Here is a 24,321-nt window from a genome sequence, read left to right as displayed (position 1 = left end):
GCTGCCGTCCGGACAGGATCAGAGGATGACCGACGACGACGTCCTCTTCCTCTCCGCGGCCGAGGTGACGCGGCTGCTCGGCGCGGACGCGGCGATCGCCTCCCAGCGGGCGGCCTTCACCGCGCTCGGCACCGGCGAGGCCGACCTGCCCGGCAAGATCATGGAGCCGAGCCGCTTCGACGACAGCGTGGTCTTCGCCTACGTCTCCCGGCTGTCCAAGGACACCGGGGCGGTGGCGAAGTTCGGCAGCGTCAACCCGGGCAACGCGGCGGCCGGTCTGCCCACCGTGCACGCGGTCGTCACCGCGCTCGACCCCGGCACCGGCCGGCTCGCCGCCGTCCTGGACGGCACGGCCGTGACCACGCTGCGCACGGCCGCGGGCAGCGCCGTCGCCGTGGACGCCCTCGCCGTGCCCGGCCGCACGGAACTGGCCCTGCTCGGCTCCGGCACCCAGGCCCTCGCCCACGCCCGCATGATCGCCCGGGTGCGGGAGGTGACGGCGCTCAGGCTGTGGAGCCCGGACCCGCACCGGCGCGCCGCGGCCGCCCGCACCCTCGCCGCCGGACTCGGCGTGCCCGTCCGGGCGGCGGACAGCGCCGAGGAGGCCGTGACCGGGGCATCGGTGGTCGCCGCCTGCACGCTCAGCACGACACCCGTGGTGCGCGGCGCGTGGCTGGCGCCCGGCTGCACGGTGGTCAGCATCGGTTCCTTCGAGCCCACCCGCCGGGAGGTCGACACCGATGTCGTACGACGTGCCGCTGCCGTCGTCGTCGACGACCCCGACACGGCGGCCGGGCACGCCGGACCGATCGTGGACGCCCTGCGCGAGGGACTGCTCACCCCGGGCGGCCTCGTCCCGCTCGGCGAGGTGCTCACCGGACGCCGTGGCGCCCGCACCGCCCCTGATGACATCGTCTACTACAACAGCACCGGACTCGGCATCCAGGACGCCGCGGCGGCCTGGGCCGTGATCCGCGCCGCGAGAGAGGCAGGGGCGTGAACCTCCAGGCCCGCGTGGTCATCGTCGGCGGCGGTGTGATGGGCACGAGCATCGCCTGCCATCTCGCGCGCGCCGGGGTGCGTGACGTCGTCCTGGTCGAGCGGGACGAACTCGCCGCCGGCTCCACCTCCAAGGCCGCGGGCGGGGTGCGGGCGCAGTTCTCCGACGAGCTGAACATCCAGCTCGGCGCGCGCAGCCTGGAGGCCTTCGCCCGGTTCGGGCAGGAGACGGGCCAGGACATCGGGCTGCACCGGGTCGGCTATCTGTTCCTGCTGTCCACGCCCGAGCAGGTCGCCTCCTTCGAGGCAGGTATCCGGCTGCAGAACTCCCTCGGCGTGCCCAGCCGGATGCTCACCCCGAAGGAGGCCCGCCGCCTTTCCCCGCTGATCACCACCGACGGCCTGCTGGCCGCCGCCTACTCCCCGGACGACGGCCACTGCACGCCCGAGGCGGTCGTGCACGGCTACGCGGCCACCGCCCGCGCCCACGGCGCCCGTATCCTGCGCCACACCGAGGTCACCGGCATCGAACGGCACGGCGCCACCATCACCGGCGTCAACACGACCCTCGGCCGCATCCACACCGATACGGTGATCTGTGCGGCCGGCGCCTGGTCGAGAGCGGTCGGCACGATGGCGGGCGTCGACCTTCCGGTCGAGCCGCTGCGCCGCCAGATCGCCGTCACCGAACCGGTACCGGGTCTGCCGCCCGCGCTGCCCATGACGATCGACTTCACCACCAGCCTGTACTTCCACGCCGAGGGCCCCGGTCTGCTGCTCGGCATGTCCGACCCGGACGAGCGGCCGGGCTTCGCCACCGACACCCACGACCGCTGGATCCCCCGGCTGTGCGAGACGATGCAGCAGCGCGCCCCCGCCCTGCTCGACCTGCGCCGCACCGGCACCTGGGCGGGGCTGTACGAGAACACCCCCGACCACAACGCGCTGATCGGCGAGGCGTCTTCGGTATCCCGTTTTCTGTATGCGACCGGCTTCTCCGGGCACGGCTTCCTGCAGGGACCCGCCGTGGGCGAGATCGTCCGCGACCTGTACCTGGGCCGCGTACCCTTCCTGGACGTCCGCCCCCTGAGCGCCGGCCGGTTCGCGGCCGACGCCCCGCGCCCGGAGGCCAACCTGGTATGACCGAGCTGCACCTGTGGCTGCGCCACGAGGTCCGTACGACCGAGCGGCGCACGCCGGTCGTCCCCGCCGACGCCCGCCGCCTGACCGAGAGCGGGGTGCGCCTGACCGTCGAGGAGTCCCCGCAGCGGATCTTCCCCCTCGAGGAGTACGAGGCGGCCGGCTGCCACCGCGCCCCGACGGGCTCCTGGGTGACGGCACCGCCGGACACCGTGATCCTGGGCCTGAAGGAACTCCCGTACGATCCGCCCGCATTGACCCACCGCCACATCTTCTTCGGACACGCCTACAAGCAACAGCCGGGCGCCGCGGACCTGCTGCGGCGGTTCGCTGCCGGGTCCGGAGCGCTGCTGGACCTGGAGTACCTGGTGGACGACCAGGGCCGCAGGCTGGCCGCCTTCGGCTTCTGGGCGGGCTACCTCGGCGCCGCGCTCGCCGTGCTCCAGCACCGGGGCCGGCTGGGTGCACCCCTGCGGCCCACCTCGAAGCAGGAGCTGGACGCCGGTCTCGAACCGGCCGACGGGGACGAGGAGTTCACGGCGCTGGTGGTCGGCGCGCTGGGCCGCAGCGGCCGGGGAGCCTCGGCCGCCTTCGGCGCGGCGGGGGTGGCCGCGACCGGCTGGGACCTCGCCGAAACCCGCGACCTGGACCGCCGGGCCCTGCTCGGCCACGACGTGATGGTGAACGCGGTCCTCGCCACCACCCCCGTCCCGCCCTTCCTGCGCGAGACGGACCTGGATGACCCGGCCCGCCGGCTGCGCACCCTGTGCGACGTCACCTGCGACGTGGGCTCCCCGCTGAACGTCCTGCCCGTCTACGACCGCACCACCGACTGGACGGACCCGGTGCGCCGCCTGCGCAAGGAACCGCCGCTGGACCTGATCGCCATCGACAACCTGCCGTCCCTGCTGCCCCGCGAGTCCAGCACCGACTTCTCCGCGGCCCTCCTGCCCCAGCTGCTCGACTTCGCCGGCACCGGCCCGTGGCAGCGCTGCCTCGACCGGTTCCACCAGGCCGGCCGTGAACTCGGCATCGAAGAAGGGGAGTTCCGCCATGACTGACCGTGTTCCGGCGAGCGGCACCGTCCACTGGGTGGGTGCCGGACTCTCCACCGGCAGCGGACTGGCCGCGCTGTGCGACACGGCCGAGCGGGTACGGCTGTGGCACCGCACCGGGGACCGCGCGGCCGCCGCCCTCGCCGGCCTGGGCCTGACCGGACGCGTCGAGCCCCGCGCATTCACCCTCCCCGCGCTCGCCGACGAACTGGCGCCCGGGGACGTCGTCGTATCGATGCTGCCGGCGCCCGGGCATGCGGGACTGCTGTCCGCCTGCGTGGGTGCGCGGGCCCACTTCGCCTGCTCCAGCTATGTCTCGCCCGAGGTGCTGGACCAGGTGCCCGCGGCCGAGGCGGCCGGCCTGGTCGTGCTCACCGAGGCGGGCCTGGACCCGGGCATCGACCACCTCTTCGCGCACAGCCTCATCGGCAGGGCGCGCACGGAGATCGGCGCGGACACCCCGGCCTCCTACCGGCTCACCTCCTACTGCGGCGGCGTCCCGGCGGTCCCGAACGACTTCCGCTACCGCTTCAGCTGGGCGCCCCTCGGCGTGCTCAACGCCCTTCGTTCGCCGGCCCGTTACCTGGAGGACGGCGCCGCGATCACCGCCGAACGCCCCTGGGAGGCGACCCGGCCGCACGTCCTGGACGGGGAGACCTTCGAGGCCTACCCCAACCGGGACAGCATCCCCTTCATCGACCAGTACGGCCTGCCCGGCGCCTGGACACCGCGCACCTTCGTACGAGGCACCCTGCGCCTGGACGGCTGGCTGAAGGCCTGGGAGCCGGTCTTCGAGGAACTGAAGGCGGGCGACGACGAGCGCATCGCCGCGCTGGCCAGGGAGTTGGCGGAGGCCTACCCGACGACGGACGCGGACCGCGACCGCGTGGTGCTGTCGGTGTCCCTGGAGGTCGAGACCGGCCCGGACCGCACCTGGACCGGTGGTTACCTCCTGGACCTCGTGGGCGACGCGGAGGAGTCGGCGATGGCCCGCTGCGTCTCCCGGCCCCTCGCCCTCGGCGTCCGCCACATCCTCGACGGAGGTGTGCCGTCCGGCCTGAACCGCTCGGCGGAGACCGCCGAGCGGTCGGACCGGTGGCTGGCCGAACTCGCCGGGGAGGGGCTGGACTTCAGCCTCCGGCTCGGTCAGTAGATCACGAGGGAGACCATGAGGCGCCCGGCCGCGGCGGAACGTGAGAGCCGAGGGGTCAGGCAACCAGGGCCTCGTGCACCAGTCGCCGCAGCTCGGGGAAGACCTTCAGTGTCTTCGGCCGGACCTGGGTCATGAACTGCACGGTCAGGTCGTGGCCCGGGTCGATCCAGAAGGCGGTGGTCGCCACGCCGGTCCAGCCGTAGGTTCCCAGGCTTGAGGGGGCCAGGGTGCGGGACGGGTCGGTCACGACCGAGACGTTGAAGCCGAAACCGAGGCCGTCGTTGCCGCGTTCCTGGTGGACGGGGGCGCCGAAGGAACTCAACTCGGCGCCGCCCGGCAGCCGGTTGCGGGTCATCAGGGCCACCGTGCCGGGTGACAGCAGACGGGTGCCGTCCAACTCGCCGCCCCGGCGCAGCATCTCCATGAACCGGTGGAAGTCCTGTGCCGTGGCGACCATGCCGCCGCTGCCGGACAGGAACCGCGGCCGTCCCCGCACGGGCAGCCCCGGGACCGGCGTGATACCGCCGTCGTCCGTCTCGCCGTACAACTCGGCGAGCCGCCCGGCCTGTTGGGGGGTGAGGTGGAAGCCCGCGTCGGTCATGCCGAGCGGGCGGAAGATCCGCTCGGTGAAGAACGCGTCCAGCGGCTGCCCGGAGACCACCTCGATCACCCGGCCCAGCACATTGGAGGCGACCGAGTAGTTCCACTGCGTGCCCGGCTCGAACTGGAGCGGCTGGCGCGCGTACACCTCGACCGTCTCGGCCAGGTCGGCGCCCGGGGGCACGGAATACGCCAGGCCCGAGGCGCGGTAGAGCGCGTCGACGGGGTGCTTGTAGTAGAAGCCGAAGGTCAGGCCCGCCGTGTGGGTGAGCAGATGGCGGATCAGGATCGGGCCGTCGGCCGGGCGCGTGCGCACCTCGTCGCCCGAACCGCTCTCGTACACACGCGGGTTGGCGAACGCGGGGATGTAGCGGTCGACCGGGTCGTCCAGGGAGAGCCGGTCCTCCTCCACCAGGTGCAGCACCGCGACCGCCGTCACGGGCTTGGTCATGGAGTACAGACGCCACAGGGTGTCGGCCTCCACCGGCAGCCCGGCCGCGAGATCCCGGTGGCCGTGCGTGGTGAGGTGGGCGACACGGCCGCCGCGGGCCACGGCCACCAGACAGCCGGGCAGGCGCCCTTCGTCGACGTAGCGGGCGAAGCGCTGGTCGAGGCGGTCAAGGGCCTTCGCGTCCAGCCCGGCTTCATCCGGGTCGACTTCCTGTCGCAGCTGTGCCATCGCTCTCCTCGGGTCGCGTCGTGCGGTCCGGCTTGCCGGCCGGGACGGCCTGACAGCTCATCGTCGCGCAGGAACACCGGCTCCGGCCCGCTCATCAGGGGTGGGTGTGATCGACGCGACGCCCCGGCCCGGCAGCGCACGGGCCACCGGCACGGCGCACGCAGCCACGGCGGCGAGCACCAGCAGCGCCGCCCGCGGCTCCGCACCCATCAGCGCGGTGCCCGCCGCCACGCCTACGACGGGCCCGACGTTCAGCGCGGTCTGCTGCAGCCCGCCCGCCACACCGGCGACCGCCACGTCCGCACGCCGTACGACGACGTGGGTGGCCGCCACCATCACTGTGCCGAACCCGGCGCCGAGCAGCGCGAACCCGGCGCCGAGCGCGAGCGTGCCGGTGGCCCGGGACAGCACGAGGACGCCCAGCGCGAGCACCGCCGTCGCCGCTCCCGCGGTCCACCGCGCACCCGCCCGGCGCAGCAGCACCGGGCACAGCGGGGCGGACAGCACCATCAGCACCGCCAACGGCAGGCTGCGCAGGGCACTGTGGAAGGGATCGAGGCCGAGCCGGCGCTGCAGGACGTACGTCTCGACGAACAGCGTGCCGAACAGCGAGGCCGACACGGCGACGAGCAGGGCGAGCGCCGCCCCGACCGCCGGTGAGCCGATCACCTCGGGCGGCAGCAGCGGGCTCGCAGCCCGCCGCTCGTGCCGCACGAAGGCGCCGCCGGCGAGCGCGGCGCCCCCGAGCCCGGCCGCGGTGGCCACACCGGAGCCGGGCAGCGCGACCAGCGTGTGCACGAAACAGGCCAGGGCGACCGCGAGGAGCAGGGCACCGGGGAGATCCAGGGAGGGCCGGGGGTCTTCCGCAAGGGCGGCGGCCTTCGTGCGGTCGGGGGCGGTCATGGGCGTAGGGTCCGTGCCCGTCACGGGCGTAGGGTCCGTGCCCGTCAGGGGCGCGCGGTTGGTGTCTGTCAGAGGTGCGCGGTTCGTGCCTGTCAGAGCCGCAAGCCCGAAGGCCGTCGCGGGCAGCACGCCGAGGAAGAACACCGCCCGCCAGCCCAGGCCGGTCACCAGCGCGCCGCCCACCAGCGGCCCCGCGGCCGCCGCCAGGCCGATCGCGCTGGTGCGCACGGCGAGCGGCATCGCCAGCCGGTCCGGCGGGAAGGCGGCCCGCAGCATGCCGAGGGTGGCCGGTTGCAGCAGTGCCCCGAACACCCCCTGCGCCACCCGCAGCCCGATCACCCAGCCGATCCCGGGCGCGAGACCGATGCCCGCCGAGGCCGCGCCGAACCCCAGCATGCCGAGCGCGAACATCCGCCGCTGCCCGTACCGGTCGCCGAGCCGCCCCGCGAACACCAGCAGGCTCGCCACGGCGACGAGATACGCGGTGCTGGTCCACTGCACCTGCGCGAACGACGCGTGCAGCGCCCGTTGCAGGGAGGGCTGGGCGACCGTGAGGACCGTGCCGTCCAGGGCGACGAGCACGGCGCCCGCCACGCTGCTCGCCAGCGTCAGCCGGCGGTTCACCGGTCGTCCTGCGGGCCCAGATGGGCGAGCAGGGCCGCCTCCAGCAATGGGGTGAAGTCCTCGCCGCCGGTGGCCAGTTGGAGACTGCCCCAGCGCCACAGCTGGGCGATGCCGTGCAGATTGGCCCACAGGGCGCCGGCCACGCGCCGGGCGTCCGCCCCGGGACGGATGCGGCCCACCAGATCCACGAGCAGCCCGAAGAGCGGCAGGCTCGTCTCTCGCAGTCCCAAATGCCCGCTCTCCAGCAGATCGTGACGGAACATCAGCTCGTACATCCCGGGGTTGTCCAGCGCGAACTCCAGGTAGGTGCGGGACAGTTCCGTCACCTGGGTGCGCGGATCGCCGCCGCCCGCGAGCGTCGCCCGGACGTGGTCGCCCAGGTCGGCGAACCCGCGCCCGGCGATGGCGGACAGCAGCTCCAGATGGGTGGGGAAGTAGCGCCGGGGCGCCCCGTGCGAGACCCCCGCGCGGCGGGCGATCTCCCGCAGGGTCAGCGCCTGGGCGCCCTCGGCGGCCACCAGCTCCACGCCGACGTCGATCAGGCGGGCCCGCAGACCTGTGCCGGATGCATTCATAGACACTGTCTACCAGGCGGTGGTAGACAGTGTCTACCGTGAGGGGCGCCTCGGGAATGTGTGGCCTGCCCGGGCGAGTTGACGTGGTTATGACTCAGGACGCCACGCAGGACGCACTGCTGAAGCTGCTCTCCGAGGAGGACGGCGGGGTGCTGGTCACCCTCAGGAAGGACGGCCGCCCCCAGCTGTCCAATGTCAACCACGCCTACTACCCGCACGAGCGGATCATCCGGGTCTCGCTCACCGACGACCGCGCCAAGACCCGCAACCTGCGCCGCGACCCCCGCGCCTCGTACCACGTCACCACCGCCGACCGGTGGGCGTACACCGTCGCCGAGGGCACGGCCGACCTGTCGCCGGTCGCCCAGGACCCCCACGACGACACGGTCGAGGAACTGGTCCGGCTCTACCGGGACGTCCGCGGCGAGCACCCGGACTGGGACGACTACCGGGCCGCCATGGTCCGCGACCGTCGGCTCGTCCTCAGGCTGCGCGTCGAGCGGGCGTACGGCATCCCCAGGGGCTGATCCAGGGCTGACCCGGGGCCTGACCTGCGGCCCGGCCTACGGCGCCTCGGCCGTCCGTGCCTCGATGGCCCGCAGGACGGCCACCATGTCCTGCCCGCCGTGGCCCTGGGCCACGGTCTCCTCGAACAGGGCGTGGCACACGTCGAGCAGCGGCGAGGCCAGGTGCGCCGTGCGGGCCGCCTCGGCGATGAGCCGGTTGTTCTTCAGCACGTCCAGGGCGGCCGCCTGCACCGCGAAGTCCTGCTCGCGCAGCTTGGGCGCCTTCATCCGGGAGACCGCGCTGGCCATGGGGCCCGCGTCCAGCACCTGAAGGAACTGCCGCCGGTCCAGGCCCTGCCGCTCGGCGAAGTGGAACGCCTCGGTCAGCCCGGTCACCAGGGTGATCAGAAACAGGTTCACGGACAGCTTCATCAGCAGGGCGCCCGGGACCGCACCGCACCCGAACGTCTCCCGGCACAGCGGTGCGAGCAGCGGCCGTACGGCGGTCACGGCGGACTCCTCGCCGGCGAGCATGGCCACCAGCTGCCCCTGCTCCGCCGGGACGCGGGACCCGGAGACGGGCGCCTCCACATACCTTCCGCCCGCCGCCCGGACATCGCTCTCCAGGGCGCGGGAGTACTCGGGGGAGGTCGTGCCCATGTGGACGACGGTCCGCCCGGCGACCCGCGCGCCGAGGGCGGGAGTGCCGCGGCCGAGCACGCTGTCGAGTGCCGCCTCGTCGGCGAGCATCAGCAGGATCACCTCCGACCGCGCGAACACCTCCTCGGCGTCCGCCACGACCTCGGCACCGGCCGCGCGCAGCGGCTCGGCACGCTCCGGTGTCCGGTTCCACACCGCGAGGGGCGTGCCGGAGGCCGCGAGGCGCAGCGCCATGGGCTGCCCCATCACTCCGAGACCGATGAAACCGACGTTCACGGGGCCGCCCTTCGCTCGACGGGCCGACTATGACCGCTGTCATAGTAGCGGCCGTTATGACGTCGGTCATAGGGTGGGCTCGAGGATCGGAGGTCGGACATGGCCGAGTCGCGGCACGGACCGCGCGAGCGGATGGTCTTCAGCGCGGCCCAGCTGATCCGGCGCGACGGGGTCGGCGCGACCGGCATGCGGGACGTCGCCGCACACGCCGGTGCGCCGCGCGGCTCGCTCCAGCACTACTTCCCGGGCGGCAAGGAACAGCTGGTCAACGAGGCCGTGGCCTGGGCCGGCCGGTACGCCGGGGGGCGCGTGGCGCGCTTCCTCGCGGGGCTGGACGAACCGGCGCCGAGCGGCCTGTTCGCCGCGATGGCGGCCCAGTGGACCCACGAGTACGAGACGGACGGCTTCGCCGCCGGGTGCCCGGTCGCCGCCGCGACCGTGGACTGCGCCGCCACGGGCTCCGCCACCCGCGAGGCGGTGGCCGCCGCATTCTCGGCCTGGCGCGGCCCGGTCGCCGAGGCCCTGACCGGCATGGGCGTGCCCGCCGCCCGCGCGGGCTCCCTCGCCACCTTGATGATCAGCGCCCTGGAGGGGGCGATCCTGATGGCCCGCGCCGAACAGGACGTACGCCCGCTGACGACCGTCGTACGCGAACTGGGTCCCCTCCTCGACGCCGCGGTGGTCTCCTCCGTGTGAGGCGCGGCCGGGAGGTGCTTGTTCCGACCGGCATCCCGCATTAGCCTCCGCTCGTGATCAATGGGGCTCATGTGGTGATCCACAGCCGGGACGCCGAGGCCGACCGGGCCTTCCTGCGGGACGTCCTCGGGTGGGCGCACGTCGACGCCGGCCACGGATGGCTGATCTTCCAGGCGCCGCCCGCGGAGGTGGCCTGCCATCCCACCGACGGCGAGCCGTCGCACGAGCTGATGCTGATGTGCGACGACCTGGAGGCGACGCGGGAGCAGCTCGCCGAGCGGGGCGTTCGGTTCGCCCAGCCGGTCGAGGAGGCGCGCTGGGGCCGGGTGACCGCGCTCCGGCTGCCCGGCGGCGGGCGGCTCGGGCTGTACGAGCCGCGCCACCCACGGCCGTAGCGCCGGGACACCGGGGCCCAGGAGCCTCGCGGCAACGGGACCCCGGCGGCCGGTCAGGTCTCAGGCCGACACCCTCTCCTGCCGTGACTCCTCGCGGCCCGCCCGCTCGCCCAGCAGTTCCGTCGGGACCGCACGGGTCTCGCGGGCGGTCAGGGCCGCGATCGCCGGCGGCACGCACAGAGCGGCGGTGAACAGGGCGACCGCCGACCAGTCGTCGCCCCCGGGACCGGCGATCCCGGCGGCGAAGGTGACCGCGAAACCGGCCACCGCGAAGCCGATCTGGGTGCCGATCGCCACGCCCGACAACCGGACCCGGGTCGCGAACATCTCGCCGTAGAAGGCGGGCCACACGCCGTTCGCGGCGCTGTAGACGAGGCCGAAGGCGACGACTCCGAGGAGCAGAGTCAGCGGATAGGAGCCGGTGGAGATCGCCCACAGATAACCGGCCATCGCCGCCGCGCTGCCCACCGCGCCGAACAGGTACACCGGGCGCCGCCCGATCCGGTCGGACAGCATCGCCCACAGCGGGATCGCGGCCAGTGCGACGAGATTGGCCAGCGCGCCCACCCACAGCACCGACGTACGGGACAGGCCGACCGCGTCACTGGTGGCGTACGCCAGCGCCCACACCGTGAAGATCGTGCTCACCGAGGCGATGAGCGCGCCCGCGATCACCCGCAGCACATCCGCCCAGTGCTCGCGCAGCAGCACCGCGAGCGGCAGCCGGACCACGCCCTCGGTCGCCGCCTGCCGGGCGAAGGCCGGGGTCTCGCGCAGCCTGCGCCGGATGAGGTATCCGACGACGGCGACCGCCACGCTCAGCCAGAACGGCACCCGCCAGCCCCACGACAGCAACTGGTCCTCGGGCAGCTGGGCGATGGGGATGAAGACGAGGGTGGCGATGAGCTGGCCGCCCTGGGTGCCGCTGAGCGTGAAGCTCGTGAAGAAGCCCCGCCGGCCCGGCGGCGCGTGCTCCAGGCTCATGGAACTCGCGCTCGCCTGCTCACCGGCTGCCGAGATGCCCTGCAGGACCCGGCACAGCACCAGCAGCACCGGAGCGAGGCCGCCGACCTGGGCGCGGGTGGGCAGACAGCCGATCAGGAACGTCGACAGACCCATCAGGATCAGCGTGAACACCATGATCTTCTTGCGGCCGAGCCGGTCGCCGACATGCCCGAGGAACAGCGCGCCGACCGGCCGGGCCGCATAGGCCACGCCGAAGGTGGCCAGCGACAGCAGGGTCGCGGTGGCCGGGTCGGAGGCGTCGAAGAACACCTTCGGGAAGACCAGCGCGGCGGCGCTGCCGTAGAGGAAGAAGTCGTAGTACTCCAGCGCGCTGCCGATCCAGGCGGCCGTGGCGGCCTTCCAGGGCTGGCCGGGCGGGGCCTCGGTGGCGGGAGCGGGGGCAGGGACGGACACGGCGGTGCTCCTTCGGGGGAACTCCACCCTACGGAGGGGTGGAGTGAGCGGCGGGGCGAAGGGCCGGATCTCGGCAGCTAATTAACCCACTGGATAGTTAGTCGTGGTGGGTGGGATGTTGCGCCCGCGTTTCCGCCGTGTCAAGAGGTCGTGCGGGAGGCGCCCGGGCCGAGCGCCGGGCGTTCAGTCCGTGGTCCGCTCCGCGGTGAGGTAGGCGATCACCATGTCGCCGAGCATGGTCCGGTAGTGCGCGCGCTGCGCCGGATCCACCAGGTCGCGGCCGAACAGGGCGCCGAAGGTGTGCCGGTTGGCGACCCGGAAGAAGCAGAACGAGCTGATCATCGCGTGCAGGTCGACGGCGTCGACATCGGCCGTGAACAGGCCGGACTCCTGCCCGGTGGCCAGGATGCGGCGGATCACCTCCAGGGCCGGCGATCCGATCCGCCCGAGCTTCTCGGAGGCCGCGATGTGCTCGGCGCCGTGGATGTTCTCGATGCTGACCAGCCGGATGAAGTCCGGGTGCTGCTCGTGGTGGTCGAAGGTCAGCTCGGCGAGCCGCCGGATCGCCGCGACCGGGTCCAGGTGCTCGACGTCCAGTTGCTGCTCGGCCTCCCGGATCACGCCGTACGCCCGCTCCAGCACGGCCGTGAACAGCTGCTCCTTGCCGCCGAAGTAGTAGTAGATCATCCGCTTCGTGGTGCGGGTGCGGGCCGCGATCTCGTCCACCCGGGCGCCGTCGTAGCCGGCCCGCGCGAACTCCTGCGTCGCCACGTCGAGGATCTCGGCCTGGGTGCGGGCGGCGTCACGCATCCGCCCGCCGGGGCGTACGGGCTCTTCGACGCTGGTCATCGGGTTCCTTCGGGCCGTGGGGCGGGGGAGCGGGTCGCTCACGCGCGTGCCGGTGATTCTAGAAGCAGGGTCCGGCGCCGTCGCCGGGGTCTTCCGGGAGGACCGTCCGGCTGATATAGCTAACGTACTGGTTCGTACATTAGTGCCGCCTCGGGAGGTCCGCGTGACCAAGGACTCGTATCTCGTCGGGCTGATCGGGTCCGGGATCGGCCCCTCGCTCAGCCCCGCCCTGCACCAGCGGGAGGCGGACCGTCAGGGCCTGCGGTACGTGTACCGGCTGATCGACATCGACACCCTCGGCGTACCGCCCGAGGCCGTGGGGGACCTCGTCCGGGCAGCCCGCGACCTGGGCTTCGACGGACTGAACATTACCCACCCCTGCAAGCAGCTGGTCATCGAGCACCTGGACGCGCTCGACCCGCAGGCCGAGGCGCTGGGCGCGGTGAACACCGTCGTCTTCGACGGCGGCCGCGCCACCGGCCACAACACCGACGTCACCGGCTTCGCCGCCTCCTTCGCGCGCGGCCTGCCGGACGCCCCGCTGGAACGGGTCGTCCAGCTCGGCGCGGGCGGCGCGGGTGCGGCTGTCGCCCATGCCGTCCTCACTCTCGGCGCCGGACGCGTCACCGTCGTCGACGCCCTGCCCGATCGGGCCGCCGCGCTTGCTGCCGCGCTCGACCGGCACTTCGGCCCTGGCCGGGCCGCCGCCGCGACCCCGGACCAGCTGCCGGAGCTGCTCGCCGAGGCCGAGGGCGGCGGTGGCCTCGTGCATGCCACGCCCACCGGCATGGCCGCCCATCCGGGGCTGCCCCTGCCCGTGGAACTCCTCAACCCCGGGCTGTGGGTTGCCGAGGTGGTGTACCGGCCGCTGGAGACGGAGCTGTTGCGGGCCGCCCGGGCGTGTGGCTGCGCCGCTCTGGGTGGGGGTGGGATGGCGGTGTTTCAGGCGGCGGATGCGTTCCGGCTGTTCACGGGGCGTGAGGCGGACAGTGTGCGGATGCTGGCGGACATTGCGGAGTTGGCCGGGCTTGAGCAGGTCGTGTGACGGGTGCGGGCCGGTTGTGGCCTGTCGCGCAGTTCCCCGCGCCCCTGTCGGGGCGCTGCAGAGCACCGTATTTTCGAGGAGCACGTTCATGCATACGTCCATCGCCACCGTCTCCTTGAGTGGCTCCCTCACCGAGAAGCTCAGTGCTGCCGCCCGTGCCGGCTTCGGCGGTGTCGAGATCTTCGAGAACGACCTCCTCGCCTGCCCGCTCGCCCCCGAGGAGATCCGCGCGCGCTGTGCCGACCTCGGCCTCACGATCGATCTGTACCAGCCGATGCGGGACATCGAGGCCGTGCCCGCCGAGGAGTTCGCACGCAACCTGCGCCGCGCCCGGCACAAGTTCGACCTGATGACGCGGCTCGGCGCGGACACCGTCCTCGTCTGCTCCAGCGTGTCCCCGCAGGCCGTGGACGACGACGCCCTCGCGGCCGAGCAGTTGCGCGAACTGGCCGACGCCGCACAGGAGTCGGGCGTTCGCGTCGCCTACGAGGCGCTCGCCTGGGGGCGGCACGTCAACACGTACGAGCATGCCTGGCGCATCGTCGAGGACGCCGGTCATCCGGCGCTGGGCACCTGCCTGGACAGCTTCCACATCCTCTCCCGCGGCTCGGACCCCAAGGGCATCGAGGACATCCCCGGCGAGAAGATCTTCTTCCTCCAGCTGGCCGACGCCCCGCTGCTCGCCATGGACGTCCTGCAGTGGAGCCGCCACTACCGCTGCTTCCCCGGCCAGGGCGGCTTCGACCTCCAGAGCCTGCTCACCCACGTCCTGCGCACCGGATACGCCGGGCCGCTCTCCCTGGAGGTCTTCAACGACGTCTTCCGCCAGGCCGAGGCCGGCCCGACCGCCGTCGACGCCCGCCGTTCCCTGCTGCTCCTCCAGGAGGCCGTCGGAGCGACGCGGTTGCCGCCGCCCGTCGTGCCCACCGGGATCGCCTTCGCCGAACTGCTCACCGCGGACGCCGAACCCGTCACCGCCGTCCTCGCCGCGCTCGGCTTCACCCGTGCCGCCCGGCACCGCGGCAAGCCGGTCGACCTCTGGCAGCGCGGCGAGGCCCGCATCCTGGTCAACACCGGCCCGGCCGCCCGCCGCGACGGCACCCGTCTGGCCGCCGTCGGCCTGGAGTCCGCCGCCCCGGCCGCCGCCGCCCGTCGCGCCGAGGCACTCCTCGCCCCCGTCCTGCCCCGCCGCCGCGCCCCCGGGGACGCCCCGCTGGAGGCGGTGGCCGCCCCCGACGGCACCGAGCTGTTCTTCTGCGCGAGGGGCCGCCCGGGACCCCCGCACTGGCGGGCCGACTTCGAGGACCTGGCAGCCGCACCCGCGCCCGACCCGACCCGCATCGACCACCTCGCCCTGACCCAGCCCTGGCACCACTTCGACGAGGCGGCCCTTTTCCACCGCAGCGTCCTCGGCCTCGACGCCCAGGACAGCGTCGACCTCGCCGACCCCTACGGCCTGCTGCGCAGCCGCGCCGTCAGCAACGCCGACGGCAGCGTCCGTATCGCTCTCGGCGTCGGCGCGGCCCCCACCGACGACACCGCGCCCGCCCAGCACATCGCGCTCGCCACCGACGACGTGGTGGCCGCGGCCCGCGCCTTCCGCGCGGCGGGCGGCCGCCTGCTGCCCGTCCCCGCCAACTACTACGACGACCTCGCCGCCCGGTACGAGTTCGCCGAGGGGGAGCTGGAGACGTACCGGGACCTCGGCATCCTCTACGACCGCGACGCCGGCGGCGCCTTCCGGCACTGCTACACGCAGACCGTCGGCCGCCTCTTCTTCGAACTGGTCCAGCGCGACCCGGGCCACCGCGGCTACGGCGCCGCGAACGCGCCGGTCCGGCTGGCCGCACAGCACCAACAGCGCTGACGGCCGTACCCGGTGAGAGCGGGCCAAGCGGCAGGTGTGCCCGGGGTGAGACCTCGGTGAGACCCTGCGCCGACCCGGCCGCCGCCCCGGTACCCCGGCCGATACTCGCCATGATCCGGGACGTGCCCAGCGTCCCGGACCCGAGATCCCCGGGATGCCTGGAAGGCCGTCCATGCCGAGCCCCGCCAGCAAGCCACTCGTCCTGAGCCACGCCCCGCCGGCCATGCCCCCCACGGGGGTGCGGACCGCCGCCGACCGCTACGAGCGCCCCGTGCTCGCGGCCCTCGCCGCGCTCACCGCCCTCCTGTGCCTGTGGGGCCTCGGCCACAGCGCCTACCACCCCTTCTACGCGGCCGCCGTGCGCAGCATGACCGACAACCCGGTCGCCTTCTTCTACGGCTCCTTCGACCCGGCCAACTCCATCACCCTGGACAAGCTGCCCGGCTTCCTGTGGCCGCAGGCCCTGTCGGCGCTGGTGTTCGGCTTCCACCCGTGGGCGCTGGTGCTGCCGCAGGCGCTGGAGATGGTGGGCTGCGTCCTGCTGCTGCACGTGCTGGTGCGCCGCTGGGCCGGGGTGCCGGCCGGGCTGCTCGCCGCCGCGTTCCTCGCGCTGACCCCCGTGACCGTGGGCCTGGGCCGCTCGGTCACCGAGGACGCGCCGTTCGTCCTGCTCCTGCTGCTGGCCGCCGAGGCCACCTGGCGGGCGGCCGCCCGCGCCCGGCCCCGCACCCTGCTGCTCGCGGGCTTCTGGGTCGGACTCGCCTTCCAGTGCAAGATGCTGGAGGCCTGGGCGGTGCTGCCCGCCCTGGCCGTGACCTACGCCGTCGCCGCCCCGGCCGCGCTGCGGCGCCGCATCGGCCATCTCGCCCTGGCCGCGGCGGTGACCCTCACGGTGTCGGTGTCGTGGATGGTGGTGGCCGCACTCACCCCGTCCGGGAGCCGCCCCTACCTCGACGGGACCACCGACGACTCGCCGGTCGGGATGGTCGTCGGCTACAACTTCCTGACCCGGTTCCACGCCGTCGGCATCGACGCGGCCGGCACCGGCAGCATCGTGCAGAGCCGGGCGGCCCACGGGGGCCACCGGATACCGCCGGGCATGGGCGACGGCGTCTGGAAGATGTTCAGCCCCGGGCTCGCCACCCAGACGGGCTGGCTGTACCCGCTCGCCGCGTTCGGTCTCGTCGGCGGGCTGCTGGCGCTGCGGCGGCGGCGCGTGCCGCGCACGGACCCGGCCCTCGCCGGGCACCTGCTGTGGGGGGTGTGGCTGGCGACCTTCTTCCTCGCGTTCAGCTTCGGCAGCGTGACCGGCCACACGTACTACATGGGCGTCGTCGCGGCGGCCCTGAGCGCGCTCGCCGCGGCCGGGGTCGTCCAGGGACGCCGCACCCGCATGCTGCCGGTGGTGCTCGCCGCCGACGTCGCCTGGTGCGCGGCGCTCACGCTCCGGTACCCGCACTTCTTCGCCTGGCTGGCACCCGGCGCCGTGGCCCTGGGCCTGCTCGCGCTGCTCCTGGCCGGTGTCCGCCGGCCGGCCGCGCTCGCCGCCGGCCTCTGTGCCGTCCTGCTGATCCCCGCCGTATGGTCGGCCTCGGCCCTGTCCCCGCGCTACAACCAGCCCGGCGGTTTCGGCCGGGTCGGCCCCACCAGCACCCGCACCGGCCCGGCGCTGTCCACCCTCGACGCGGGCCGCGCACGCCTGCTCGCCTACCTGACCGCCCACCGCGACGGCGCCCGTTACCTCGAGGCCGTCCCCGGGTGGCAGGCCGCCGCGCCCTACGTCATCGCCGCGAACGCGCCCGTCCTGCCGATGGGCGGCTTCACCGGCCGCGTCCCCTATCCGGCACCGGCGGCCTTCCGCCGCCTGATCGGCTCCGGGCGGCTGCGCTACGTCGTCCTGCCGCGCGCCGGCCTGCGCCCCGGTGCCCGCGGCGCACGCACCCCGGCCGGGGCCCTGGTGCGCTGGACCGCCGCCCACTGCACGCTCGTCCCGCCGGCCGCCTACGACCCCGGCGACCGGACCCGGCTGCTGTACCACTGCGGCCCGGATCACACGAGGTGACCCGGGCCGCAGGAAGGGCTGTTACGCGCGTCGGTTCCACTCGGCGACGACCGGCCGCCCGTGCTCCGTGGAGAGCCGGCTGACCGTGCCGGTGGCCAGCTGGAACAGGCGGCCCTCGGCGGGCGGCAGACCCAGCCGGCGGGCGGTGAGCACCCGCAGGAAGTGGGCGTGCGCGACCAGGATCACGTCACCGCCGTCCGCGGCGAGCGCCGCGTCCACCCGGGCCAGCACCCGGTCGGCGCGCGCCCCGACCTGCTCGGGCGACTCGCCGGGATGGCCCTCGGGGCCGGGCGGCACGCCGTCGGTCCACAGGTCCCAGCCGGGGCGGGCGCGATGGATGTCGACCGTGGTGACGCCCTCGTAGCCGCCGTAGTCCCACTCGTGCAGGTCGGGCTCCGGTACGGCCCCGGTCAGGCCCGCCAGTTCGGCGGTGCGGATCGCGCGGTCCAGCGGGCTGGTCAGCGCGAGGGCGTAGGTCCGTCCGGTGAGGAGTGCGGCGAGGGACTTGGCCTGTTCCTCGCCGTGCGTGGTCAGGGGCAGGTCGGTCCAGCTGGTGTGCTGTCCCGACAGGCTCCACTCCGTCTCACCGTGGCGGACCAGCAGGAGGTCCCCCACGGCTGCTCAGTCCTTCTTCTCTACGGCGTGCCCGCCGAACTGGTTGCGCAGCGCCGCGATCATCTTCATCTGCGGGGAGTCGTCCTGACGCGAGGCGAACCGGGCGAACAGGGACGCCGTGATCGCGGGCAGCGGCACCGCGTTGTCGATGGCGGCCTCGACCGTCCAGCGGCCCTCGCCGGAGTCCTCCGCGTACCCGCGCAGCTGCTCCAGGTGCTTGTCCTCGTCCAGGGCGTTGACCGCGAGGTCGAGCAGCCAGGAGCGGATGACGGTGCCCTCCTGCCAGGAGCGGAAGACCTCGCGGACGTTGTCCACGGAGTTGACCTTCTCAAGGAGCTCCCAGCCCTCGGCGTAGGCCTGCATCATGGCGTACTCGATGCCGTTGTGGACCATCTTCGAGAAGTGCCCGGCGCCGACCCGGCCGGCGTGGACGTAGCCGTAGGGGCCCTCCGGCTTGAGCGCCTCGAAGACCGGCTGGAGCCGGTCCACGTGCTCCTTGTCGCCGCCGACCATGAGCGCGTAGCCGTTCTGCAGGCCCCACACGCCGCCGGAGACGCCCGCGTCGACGAAGCCGATGCCCTTGATGCCGAGTTCGGCGGCGTGCTTCTCGTCGTCGGTCCAGCGGGAGTTGCCGCCGTCCACGACCACGTCGCCGGGGGAGAGCAGGTCCTTGAGCTCGTCGATGACCGTCTGGGTGGCGGTGCCGGCCGGGACCATCACCCAGACGGTGCGCGGCGCGTCCAGCTTCGCGACGAGTTCTTTGAGGCTCTTGACGTCGGAGACCTCGGGGTTGCGGTCGTAGCCGATGACGGTGTGGCCGGCGCGGCGGATCCGCTCGCGCATGTTGCCGCCCATCTTGCCGAGACCGATGAGACCGAGCTGCATGTCGTTCACTTCCTGAAGTTGCGGTAGGCGGCGACGAGGGCCGTGGTGGACGGGTCGAGGCCGGGCACGTCGGCGCCCATGGTCAGGGCGGGCTCGATGCGCCTGGCGAGGACCTTGCCCAGCTCCACGCCCCACTGGTCGAAGGAGTCGATGTTCCAGACCGCGCCCTGCACGAACACCTTGTGCTCGTAGAGGGCGATCAGCTGGCCGAGTACGGACGGAGTCAGCTCGGCGGCCAGGATCGTGGTGGTGGGGTGGTTGCCGCGGAAGGTGCGGTGCGGCACCTGCTCCTCGGGCACGCCCTCGGCACGGACCTCCTCGGCCGTCTTGCCGAAGGCGAGGGCCTGGGTCTGGGCGAAGAAGTTGGCCATCAACAGGTCGTGCTGGCCGCCCAGTTCGTCGCTCAGCTCGGCGACGGGCCGGGCGAGGCCGATGAAGTCCGCCGGGATGAGCTTGGTGCCCTGGTGGATCAACTGGTAGTAGGCGTGCTGCCCGTTGGTGCCGGGCGTGCCCCACACGACCGGTCCGGTCTGCCAGTCCACCGGGCGGCCTTCCCGGTCCACCGACTTGCCGTTGGACTCCATGTCCAGCTGCTGGAGATAGGCGGTGAACTTGGAGAGGTAGTGGCTGTACGGCAGCACCGCGTGCGACTGGGCGTCGAAGAAATTGTTGTACCAGAGGCCCAACAGGCCCAGCAGCAGCGGCGCGTTGGACTCGGCGGGCGCGGTGCGGAAGTGCTCGTCGACGATGCGGAAGCCGTCCAGCATCTCCCGGAAGCGGTCCGGGCCGATGGCGATCATCAGGGACAGACCGATCGCGGAGTCGTAGGAGTACCGGCCGCCGACCCAGTCCCAGAACTCGAACATGTTGTCCGGGTCGATACCGAACCCGGTGACCTTCTCGGCGTTGGTCGACAGGGCCACGAAGTGCTTCGCCACCGCCTTCTCGTCGCTGTCCAGGCCCTTCAGGAGCCAGGAGCGGGCCGAGGTGGCGTTGGTGATCGTCTCGATCGTGGTGAAGGTCTTGGACGCGACGATGAACAGGGTCTCGGCCGGGTCCAGGTCGCGGATGGCCTCGTGCAGGTCGGCGCCGTCCACGTTCGACACGAATCGGAACGTCAACTCGCGTGCCGTGTAGGCGCGCAGGGCCTCGTACGCCATCGCCGGACCGAGGTCGGAGCCGCCGATGCCGATGTTGACGACGTTGCGGATCCGCCTGCCGGTGTGGCCGGTCCACTCGCCCGAGCGGACCCGCTCGGCGAAGCCGGCCATCTTGTCCAGGACGGCGTGCACGTGCGGGACGACGTTCTCGCCGTCCACCTCGACCACCGCGTCCCGCGGGGCGCGCAGCGCGGTGTGCAGCACGGCCCGCTTCTCGGTGATGTTGATGCGCTCGCCGCGGAACATGGCGTCCCGCAGCGCGAACACGCCGGTGGCGGTGGCGAGTTCCTGGAGGAGGGCCAGGGTCTCGTCGGTGATCAGGTGCTTGCTGTAGTCGATGTGCAGATCGCCGGCCCGCACGACGTACCGCTCGGCGCGGCCGGGGTCCGTCGCGAACAGCTCACGCAGGTGCGGCTGCCCCTCGGCGCGGTGGTCGGCGAGGGCCGTCCACTCGGGCCTGCGGGTGAGCTCGGGGGTGTCTGACGGTGCGTCGGACATGTCAGGCGTTCTCCTTGGTGGCCTCGCCCTTGAGGGCGATGGCGTACATCTCGTCGGCGTCGAGGCGGCGCAGCTCCTCGGCGATGAGTTCGGAGGTGGAGCGGACCTTCAGGGCGAGGGTGCGCGACGGCTGGCCGGGCAGGGTGAGCGTCGCGAGGGGCCCTTCGGGCCGGTCGATGACGATCTCGCCGGTCGCGGTGCCCAGGCGTACGGCCGTGACGACCGGGCCCGCGGTGACCACGCGGTTGACCGCGACGTTCAGGCGGGCCTCCAGCCAGCGGGCGAGGAGTTCGGCGCTGGGGTTGTCCGCCTCGGCCTCCACGGCGGCCGACGTCACCTTCGTCCGGGCCTGGTCCAGGGCGGCGGCCAGCATGGACCGCCACAGCGTGAGCCGGGTCCAGGCGAGGTCGGTGTCGCCGGGAGCGTAGTTGCGGGCCCGGGTCTCCAGGACCTCCATCGGCCGCTCGACCGCGTACAGGTCGGTGATCCGGCGCTGGGCGAGCGCGCCCAGCGGGTCCTTCGAGGGGGTGTCCGGCGCGTCCACCGGCCACCACACGACCACCGGGGCGTCCGGCAGCAGCAGCGGCAGGACCACCGAGTCGGCGTGGTCGGACACCTCGCCGTAGGTGCGCAGCACGACCGTCTCGCCGGTGCCGGCCTCGGAGCCGACCCGCACCTCGGCGTCCAGCCGGGAGGTGGTGCGGTCGCGCAGGGTGCGGGCGTGCCGCTTGATGACCACCAGGGTCCGCGAGGGGTGCTCGTGCGAGGCCTCCTCGGCGGCCCGGATGGAGTCGTAGGCGTTCTCCTCGTCCGTGACGATGACCATCGTCAGGACCATGCCCACGGCCGGGGTGCCGATGGCGCGGCGGCCCTGCACCAGCGCCTTGTTGATCTTGCTTGCCGTGGTGTCGGTCAGGTCGATCTTCATGGCCTGCGCCAGCTCCGTCCGTCTCGTGCGAGCATCTCGTTTGCCTCCTCGGGACCCCATGTGCCCGACGGGTACTGCGCCGGCCTGCCGTGCGCCGCCCAGTACTCCTCGATCGGGTCGAGGATCTTCCAGGACTCTTCCACTTCCTGGTGACGGGGGAACAAATTGGCGTCGCCGAGCAGCACGTCCAGGATGAGCCGCTCGTACGCCTCCGGGCTCGACTCGGTGAACGACTCGCCGTAGGCGAAGTCCATGGACACGTCCCGGATCTCCATCGAGGTGCCCGGCACCTTGGAGCCGAACCGCACGGTCATGCCCTCGTCGGGCTGGACGCGGATGACGATCGCGTTCTGGCCCAGTTCCTCGGTCGCGGTGGAGTCGAACGGGGAGTGCGGGGCCCGCTTGAAGACCACCGCGATCTCCGTGACCCGGCGGCCGAGACGCTTGCCGGTGCGCAGATAGAAGGGGACGCCCGCCCAGCGGCGGTTGTCGATGCCCAGCTTGACGGCCGCGAAGGTGTCGGTCTTCGACCGGGGGTCGATGCCCTCCTCCTGGAGGTAGCCGACGACCTTCTCGCCGCCCTGCCAGCCGGCCGCGTACTGCGCCCGCACGGTGTGCTTGCCCAGGTCCTGGGGCAGCCGCACCGACTTGAGCACCTTCAGCTTCTCGGTGAGCAGCGCCTCCGCGTCGAACGCGATCGGCTCCTCCATGGCGGTGAGCGCCATCAGCTGGAGCAGGTGGTTCTGGATGACGTCACGGGCCGACCCGATGCCGTCGTAGTAGCCCGCCCGGCCGCCGATGCCGATGTCCTCGGCCATGGTGATCTGCACGTGGTCGACGTAACTGCGGTTCCAGATCGGCTCGTACATCTGGTTGGCGAAGCGGAGGGCCAGGATGTTCTGGACGGTCTCCTTGCCGAGGTAGTGGTCGATGCGGAAGACCTGGTCGGGCTCGAACACGTCGTGCACGACCGCGTTCAGCTCCTGGGCCGACGTCAGGTCGTGGCCGAACGGCTTCTCGATGACCGCGCGCCGCCAGGAACCCCCCGGCGGACTGGCCAGGCCGTGCTTCTTCAGCTGCTGCACGACCTTGGGGAAGAACTTCGGCGGGACGGAGAGGTAGAAGGCGAAGTTGCCGCCGGTGCCGCGGGAGGCGTCCAGCTCCTCGACGGCCTGCTTCAGCTGCTTGAAGGCGGTGTCGTCGTCGAAGTCGCCGGGGATGAAGCGCATGCCCTCGGCGAGCTGCTGCCACACCTCCTCCCGGAACGGGGTCCGCGAGTGCTCGCGCACCGCGTCGTGGACGACCTGCGCGAAGTCCTGGTCCTCCCAGTCCCGGCGGGCGAAGCCGACCAGCGAGAAGCCCGGCGGCAGCAGGCCGCGGTTGGCCAGGTCGTACACGGCCGGCATCAGCTTCTTGCGGGACAGGTCGCCGGTCACACCGAAGATGACCAGACCGGAGGGGCCCGCGATACGGGGGAGCCGACGGTCGCGGGCGTCCCGCAGCGGGTTCACCCAGTCGGTGGCCGGGACGACGGGGACGCGCACCTCTTCGGCGGCGGGCGTCTCGGGTTCCGGAGCCTTGGTCGTCATCACGCGTCAACTCCCTTGCTGTCCAGGGACTTGGTGACGGCGTCCAGCAGGTCCTGCCAGGCCGTCTCGAACTTGGCGACGCCCTCGTCCTCCAGCTGCTGGACGACCTCGTCGTAGGAGATGCCGAGCCGCTCGACGGCGGCGAGGTCCGCGCGGGCCTCGGCGTAGCCGCCGGTCACCGTGTCGCCGGTGATCTCGCCGTGGTCGGCGGTGGCCTTCAAGGTGGCCTCCGGCATCGTGTTGACGGTGCCGGGCGCGACCAGCTCGTCCACGTACAGCGTGTCCTTGTAGGCGGGATCCTTCACACCGGTGGAGGCCCACAGCGGGCGCTGCCTGTTCGCCCCGTCCCCGGCGAGGGCGGCCCAGCGGTCCGACGCGAAGACCTCCTCGTACGCCTCGTAGGCGAGCCGCGCGTTGGCGAGTGCCGCCCGGCCCTTGAGCGCGAGGGCCTCGTCGGTGCCGAGGACGGTCAGCCGCTTGTCGATCTCGCTGTCCACGCGGGAGACGAAGAAGGAGGCCACGGAGTGGATCTTCGACAGGTCGTGGCCCCGCTCGCGGGCCTTCTCCAGGCCGGCCAGGTAGGCGGCCATGACCTCGCGGTAGCGCGCCAGGGAGAAGATCAGCGTCACGTTGACGCTGATGCCGAGGCCGATGACCTCGGTGATCGCCGGGAGACCCGCCCGGGTCGCCGGGATCTTGATCATCACGTTGGGGCGGTCGACCAGCCAGGCCAGCTGCTTGGCCTCGGCGACCGTCGCCTCGGTGCGGTGGGCGAGGCGGGGGTCGACCTCGATGGAGACACGGCCGTCACGGCCGTCGGAGGCGGTGTATGCAGAATGCAGAACATCGGCGGCTGCACGCACGTCGGCGGTCGTCATCATCCGCACCGCCTCGTCCACCGTCACACCACGCATGGCCAGGTCCCCGAGCTGCTCCTCGTAGCCCTCGCCGGAGCCGATGGCGGCCTGGAAGATCGACGGGTTGGTGGTGACGCCGACGACGCCCCCGCTCTGCACCAGCTCGGCCAGGCTGCCCGAGGTGATCCGCTTGCGCGACAGGTCGTCCAGCCAGATCGAGACGCCTTCGTCGGCGAGGCGCCCGAGGGCTCCGGGGGTCGCGATTGCTTCGGTCACAGTGATCATC

22 protein-coding genes are annotated in these 24,321 nt (G+C 72.8%); 10 read left to right on the top strand and 12 right to left on the bottom strand.

All coding sequences use genetic code 11. From position 1 onward, the window contains the following. The first annotated feature begins 25 nt into the window (after positions 1 to 25). From AQI88_RS02350 to AQI88_RS02335, 4 genes are read left to right on the top strand one after another with little or no spacing between them, the layout of a single operon-like run. Positions 26 to 1,000 carry an ornithine cyclodeaminase family protein gene (locus AQI88_RS02350; protein WP_066990885.1) on the top strand — a complete coding sequence of 325 codons (975 nt, stop codon included), beginning with the start codon at positions 26 to 28 and terminating at the stop codon, positions 998 to 1,000. Continuing rightward, complete coding sequence (locus AQI88_RS02345) at positions 997 to 2,142, top strand: NAD(P)/FAD-dependent oxidoreductase (protein ID WP_066990882.1); 1,146 nt, start codon at positions 997 to 999, stop codon at positions 2,140 to 2,142. Before AQI88_RS02350 ends, AQI88_RS02345 begins: the two co-directional genes overlap by 4 nt. Beyond that, positions 2,139 to 3,200, top strand: coding sequence for a saccharopine dehydrogenase (locus AQI88_RS02340; protein ID WP_066990879.1), 1,062 nt, complete (start codon positions 2,139 to 2,141; stop codon positions 3,198 to 3,200). Before AQI88_RS02345 ends, AQI88_RS02340 begins: the two co-directional genes overlap by 4 nt. After that, on the top strand, positions 3,193 to 4,347 hold the full coding sequence (locus AQI88_RS02335) for a saccharopine dehydrogenase family protein (protein ID WP_066990876.1): 1,155 nt from the start codon (positions 3,193 to 3,195) through the stop codon (positions 4,345 to 4,347). The genes AQI88_RS02340 and AQI88_RS02335 overlap by 8 nt, the downstream gene beginning before the upstream one ends. A 55-nt stretch (positions 4,348 to 4,402) precedes the next feature. Here AQI88_RS02335 and AQI88_RS02330 read toward each other — a convergent pair whose 3' ends face one another. The 3 genes from AQI88_RS02330 to AQI88_RS02320 are packed head-to-tail and all read right to left on the bottom strand — an operon-like array spanning position 4,403 to position 7,728. Next, positions 4,403 to 5,626, bottom strand: coding sequence for a serine hydrolase domain-containing protein (locus tag AQI88_RS02330; protein ID WP_066990874.1), 1,224 nt, complete (start codon positions 5,624 to 5,626; stop codon positions 4,403 to 4,405). Between the two features lie 57 nt (positions 5,627 to 5,683). Further along, entirely contained in the window at positions 5,684 to 7,153 is a 1,470-nt protein-coding gene (locus AQI88_RS02325; protein WP_066990870.1) for an MFS transporter, read from the bottom strand. Beyond that, positions 7,150 to 7,728, bottom strand: a complete 579-nt coding sequence (locus AQI88_RS02320; RefSeq protein ID WP_066990867.1) for a TetR/AcrR family transcriptional regulator — start codon at positions 7,726 to 7,728, stop codon at positions 7,150 to 7,152. The genes AQI88_RS02325 and AQI88_RS02320 overlap by 4 nt, the downstream gene beginning before the upstream one ends. A gap of 89 nt (positions 7,729 to 7,817) precedes the next feature. Here AQI88_RS02320 and AQI88_RS02315 point away from each other — a divergent pair, with 89 nt between their 5' ends. Then, positions 7,818 to 8,255, top strand: coding sequence for a TIGR03618 family F420-dependent PPOX class oxidoreductase (locus tag AQI88_RS02315; RefSeq protein ID WP_066990863.1), 438 nt, complete (start codon positions 7,818 to 7,820; stop codon positions 8,253 to 8,255). Positions 8,256 to 8,291: 36 nt separating this feature from the next. Here the strand turns inward: AQI88_RS02315 and AQI88_RS02310 are convergent, their stop codons facing one another. After that, positions 8,292 to 9,170 (bottom strand): NAD(P)-dependent oxidoreductase, encoded by an 879-nt coding sequence (locus AQI88_RS02310; protein ID WP_066990860.1) that lies wholly within the window; start codon positions 9,168 to 9,170, stop codon positions 8,292 to 8,294. A 99-nt stretch (positions 9,171 to 9,269) separates the two neighbouring features. Between AQI88_RS02310 and AQI88_RS02305 the strand changes: the two genes are divergently transcribed. Together AQI88_RS02305 and AQI88_RS02300 are read left to right on the top strand one after the other, a co-directional pair. After that, complete coding sequence (locus tag AQI88_RS02305) at positions 9,270 to 9,866, top strand: TetR/AcrR family transcriptional regulator (protein WP_066990857.1); 597 nt, start codon at positions 9,270 to 9,272, stop codon at positions 9,864 to 9,866. Between the two features lie 53 nt (positions 9,867 to 9,919). Beyond that, positions 9,920 to 10,261: a VOC family protein gene (locus AQI88_RS02300; protein WP_066990854.1), complete on the top strand. Its 342-nt coding sequence runs from the start codon at positions 9,920 to 9,922 to the stop codon at positions 10,259 to 10,261. A gap of 60 nt (positions 10,262 to 10,321) precedes the next feature. Here AQI88_RS02300 and AQI88_RS02295 read toward each other — a convergent pair whose 3' ends face one another. Together AQI88_RS02295 and AQI88_RS02290 are read right to left on the bottom strand one after the other, a co-directional pair. Then, a complete protein-coding gene (locus AQI88_RS02295; protein ID WP_066990852.1) occupies positions 10,322 to 11,680 on the bottom strand; it encodes an MFS transporter in 1,359 nt (452 codons plus the stop codon). 183 nt (positions 11,681 to 11,863) lie between these two features. Then, on the bottom strand, positions 11,864 to 12,529 hold the full coding sequence (locus AQI88_RS02290) for a TetR/AcrR family transcriptional regulator (RefSeq protein WP_066990850.1): 666 nt from the start codon (positions 12,527 to 12,529) through the stop codon (positions 11,864 to 11,866). Positions 12,530 to 12,692: 163 nt separating this feature from the next. Between AQI88_RS02290 and AQI88_RS02285 the strand changes: the two genes are divergently transcribed. The 3 genes from AQI88_RS02285 to AQI88_RS02275 all read left to right on the top strand — a co-directional run bounded on the left by AQI88_RS02285 (position 12,693) and on the right by AQI88_RS02275 (position 17,503). Then, the gene (locus AQI88_RS02285) at positions 12,693 to 13,574 is read left to right on the top strand and encodes a shikimate dehydrogenase (protein ID WP_066990847.1); all 882 of its coding nucleotides are present in this window, start codon (positions 12,693 to 12,695) and stop codon (positions 13,572 to 13,574) included. Positions 13,575 to 13,662: 88 nt separating this feature from the next. After that, on the top strand, positions 13,663 to 15,441 hold the full coding sequence (locus AQI88_RS02280; RefSeq protein WP_066990844.1) for a bifunctional sugar phosphate isomerase/epimerase/4-hydroxyphenylpyruvate dioxygenase family protein: 1,779 nt from the start codon (positions 13,663 to 13,665) through the stop codon (positions 15,439 to 15,441). 172 nt (positions 15,442 to 15,613) lie between these two features. After that, positions 15,614 to 17,503, top strand: coding sequence for an ArnT family glycosyltransferase (locus AQI88_RS02275; protein WP_066990841.1), 1,890 nt, complete (start codon positions 15,614 to 15,616; stop codon positions 17,501 to 17,503). A 21-nt stretch (positions 17,504 to 17,524) separates the two neighbouring features. Here AQI88_RS02275 and AQI88_RS02270 read toward each other — a convergent pair whose 3' ends face one another. From AQI88_RS02270 to tal, 6 genes are read right to left on the bottom strand one after another with little or no spacing between them, the layout of a single operon-like run. Beyond that, complete coding sequence (locus tag AQI88_RS02270) at positions 17,525 to 18,118, bottom strand: histidine phosphatase family protein (protein WP_066990838.1); 594 nt, start codon at positions 18,116 to 18,118, stop codon at positions 17,525 to 17,527. A gap of 6 nt (positions 18,119 to 18,124) precedes the next feature. Then, positions 18,125 to 19,003: a phosphogluconate dehydrogenase (NAD(+)-dependent, decarboxylating) gene (gnd, locus tag AQI88_RS02265; protein WP_066991621.1), complete on the bottom strand. Its 879-nt coding sequence runs from the start codon at positions 19,001 to 19,003 to the stop codon at positions 18,125 to 18,127. A gap of 5 nt (positions 19,004 to 19,008) precedes the next feature. Further along, positions 19,009 to 20,661, bottom strand: coding sequence for a glucose-6-phosphate isomerase (gene pgi / locus AQI88_RS02260; RefSeq protein WP_066990835.1), 1,653 nt, complete (start codon positions 20,659 to 20,661; stop codon positions 19,009 to 19,011). 1 nt (position 20,662) lies between these two features. Then, positions 20,663 to 21,589, bottom strand: a complete 927-nt coding sequence (opcA, locus tag AQI88_RS02255; RefSeq protein ID WP_066990832.1) for a glucose-6-phosphate dehydrogenase assembly protein OpcA — start codon at positions 21,587 to 21,589, stop codon at positions 20,663 to 20,665. Then, positions 21,586 to 23,178 carry a glucose-6-phosphate dehydrogenase gene (gene zwf, locus AQI88_RS02250; RefSeq protein WP_066990828.1) on the bottom strand — a complete coding sequence of 531 codons (1,593 nt, stop codon included), beginning with the start codon at positions 23,176 to 23,178 and terminating at the stop codon, positions 21,586 to 21,588. The genes opcA and zwf overlap by 4 nt, the downstream gene beginning before the upstream one ends. Beyond that, positions 23,178 to 24,320: a transaldolase gene (gene tal, locus AQI88_RS02245; RefSeq protein ID WP_066990825.1), complete on the bottom strand. Its 1,143-nt coding sequence runs from the start codon at positions 24,318 to 24,320 to the stop codon at positions 23,178 to 23,180. The genes zwf and tal overlap by 1 nt, the downstream gene beginning before the upstream one ends. Position 24,321: the final 1 nt, after the last annotated feature.

This window comes from Streptomyces cellostaticus, assembly GCF_001513965.1.
Classification (GTDB): domain Bacteria; phylum Actinomycetota; class Actinomycetes; order Streptomycetales; family Streptomycetaceae; genus Streptomyces; species Streptomyces cellostaticus.
This window is presented reverse-complemented; position numbering and strand designations above follow the sequence as displayed.

Bases quoted from the DNA above. Each gene is read 5' to 3' on its own strand.
- AQI88_RS02350 (WP_066990885.1), top strand. From the start codon at position 26: ATGACCGACGACGACGTCCTCTTCCTCTCCGCGGCCGAGGTGACGCGG.
- AQI88_RS02340 (WP_066990879.1), top strand. From the start codon at position 2,139: ATGACCGAGCTGCACCTGTGGCTGCGCCACGAGGTCCGTACGACCGAG.
- AQI88_RS02335 (WP_066990876.1), top strand. From the start codon at position 3,193: ATGACTGACCGTGTTCCGGCGAGCGGCACCGTCCACTGGGTGGGTGCC.
- AQI88_RS02330 (WP_066990874.1), bottom strand. From the start codon at position 5,626: ATGGCACAGCTGCGACAGGAAGTCGACCCGGATGAAGCCGGGCTGGAC.
- AQI88_RS02320 (WP_066990867.1), bottom strand. From the start codon at position 7,728: ATGAATGCATCCGGCACAGGTCTGCGGGCCCGCCTGATCGACGTCGGC.
- AQI88_RS02315 (WP_066990863.1), top strand. From the start codon at position 7,818: ATGACTCAGGACGCCACGCAGGACGCACTGCTGAAGCTGCTCTCCGAG.
- AQI88_RS02305 (WP_066990857.1), top strand. From the start codon at position 9,270: ATGGCCGAGTCGCGGCACGGACCGCGCGAGCGGATGGTCTTCAGCGCG.
- AQI88_RS02290 (WP_066990850.1), bottom strand. From the start codon at position 12,529: ATGACCAGCGTCGAAGAGCCCGTACGCCCCGGCGGGCGGATGCGTGAC.
- AQI88_RS02280 (WP_066990844.1), top strand. From the start codon at position 13,663: ATGCATACGTCCATCGCCACCGTCTCCTTGAGTGGCTCCCTCACCGAG.
- AQI88_RS02275 (WP_066990841.1), top strand. From the start codon at position 15,614: ATGCCGAGCCCCGCCAGCAAGCCACTCGTCCTGAGCCACGCCCCGCCG.
- gnd (WP_066991621.1), bottom strand. From the start codon at position 19,003: ATGCAGCTCGGTCTCATCGGTCTCGGCAAGATGGGCGGCAACATGCGC.
- pgi (WP_066990835.1), bottom strand. From the start codon at position 20,661: ATGTCCGACGCACCGTCAGACACCCCCGAGCTCACCCGCAGGCCCGAG.
- opcA (WP_066990832.1), bottom strand. From the start codon at position 21,589: ATGAAGATCGACCTGACCGACACCACGGCAAGCAAGATCAACAAGGCG.
- zwf (WP_066990828.1), bottom strand. From the start codon at position 23,178: ATGACGACCAAGGCTCCGGAACCCGAGACGCCCGCCGCCGAAGAGGTG.
- tal (WP_066990825.1), bottom strand. From the start codon at position 24,320: ATGATCACTGTGACCGAAGCAATCGCGACCCCCGGAGCCCTCGGGCGC.